At 60.5% G+C, this 1,758-nt stretch carries 1 protein-coding gene and 1 pseudogene; both read left to right on the top strand.

Annotated features, from left to right (window positions below):
* Positions 1-226 precede the first annotated feature (226 nt).
* A complete protein-coding gene (locus AC1DT3_RS20045; protein ID WP_477466969.1) occupies positions 227-1,411 on the top strand; it encodes a GGDEF domain-containing protein in 1,185 nt (394 codons plus the stop codon).
* A gap of 146 nt (positions 1,412-1,557) precedes the next feature.
* Positions 1,558-1,758: pseudogene (locus AC1DT3_RS20040) on the top strand (glycosyl transferase); the annotation flags it as partial.

Below are 1,758 nucleotides of genomic sequence, written 5' to 3'. Positions count from 1 at the left end.
GACAATGCACCATTAATACGTGTCTTTGAACCTGTATATTGTCTTATCCGCTAAGCCTGTTGCGCGGCTGTCTAATGCCTGAAGACAGGCCATTGCCCTGAAAGGCTGGCGCAAGCTTTGGCTGATAGGCCGGGCGCAACAAAATGTTTCGTTGACGTAGGGGAACGAACTGTGCTTCCGGATAAGGAAGGTATTCCCTCCTTTTCTTTCTCACCCCAGCCGACCTATGTCGCTTGACCCCTTGTCCCTGGGAGCCGCCTCGATCGTCCTCGCGATCGTTTCCGGCGCCCTGCTGATCTTCGCGTGGTTGCAGAACCGGCGCGCGCCAGCGCTATTGTTTTGGGGGCTGGGTTACTGTCTGGCAGCTGCTGGGATTGTTTTCCGCGGCGCTCAAGAGACTTTGCCGGGCAATCTGTTCATCGGCAACGCCGTCATGGCGATCGCCTTCGGCATTCAATATGCCGGGTGCCGCATCTTCAACGGACGCCCCCGGAATATCGCTGTCGCCTTTATCGGGCTGCTGGTGTGGTCGACCCTGTGGCCGTTCGTGGCGCCGCACTTCGCCGGTCGCCTGATAGTCATGTCGGTGATTGCGACGGTCTATACGGGATTGATGGCTTTCGAACTGTGGCGCAACGCGCCGCAGCGCCTGACGTCACAATCAGCCACCGTGCTCGTGTTTGCCCTTGCGGCCCTGTTTTGGGTCATTCGCGGCGTCCTCGGGCTATTCGACGCCTCGATCACGGGCGTCGACACGATCACCGGACGTTGGTCTGCGACCATGGCGCTGCTCTTTGTCGTGTATGTCCCGACATCGGCCTTCCTCCTTCTCTCGATGTCCAAAGAGCTCGCAGAATTCGCTTTCCGCCAGGAGGCGCTTCGGGATCCGCTGACCCATATTCCCAATCGCCGGGCCTTTTTTGCCGAGGCGGCAAAGCTCACGTCCCGCCATCGGAACCGGTCGGTCAGTTGCCTGCTGTTCGATCTCGACGACTTCAAGCTCGTGAACGACACCTACGGGCATGAAATGGGCGACCGGGTCCTTACGATCTTCGCCGAGACTTTGGCCGGTTGTCTGCCCTCCGGAACCTACGGCCGGATCGGTGGCGACGAATTTGGTGCGGTCGTCGTCCTCGATGAACCTGCGGCCGACATTCTCGCTGAGAAGATCCGCCAACAATTTGCTCGCGCGGTTCATGACAAGCTGGGGGGAGACGTCGCTTCCTCGGTCAGCATCGGATGCGTAAGCGGGGTCGGATCCTCACTGGCGACGCTGATGACGCAGGCGGATACGGACCTCTATCGGGTCAAGGCCCATAAGCGCCACCCGGTGCCCCCGGCGGGGGGAGGCGAGGTGGTTCCCTTCGAACCGTCGAGGACGGACCGCCGCCGGTATCGGGATACGGCTTGACCGTCTGAAGGTGTTCTCGCACCGTCACGCTTCCTCGCGTCGATTTGACTTCGCCGCTAGATTGCGGGAAGAGCCCCCGTTGCGCGGGCGTTCGCCGGCGCAAAAGCCACTGGGAACAAGGCGTTCCTATGCCGCCGGAGCTCTCGATGACCGATGCCGACGAACTTCCGCGCATGACGACGCGACAGAGCTTTCTGTCGCGCGCAGCCGGTTTCGTCGAGCGCAGTCACTCCCGAATGTGCTTCGTTCTCGTTTTGTTGTCTCTCGTGTGCTTTCTTCCGGGTTTCGCTTCGCTCCAGCCCATGGACCGGGATGAGCCACGTTATGCACAGGCCTCGAAGCAGATG

It is taken from the genome of Microvirga sp. P4_G7, assembly GCF_056401005.1.
This window is presented reverse-complemented; position numbering and strand designations above follow the sequence as displayed.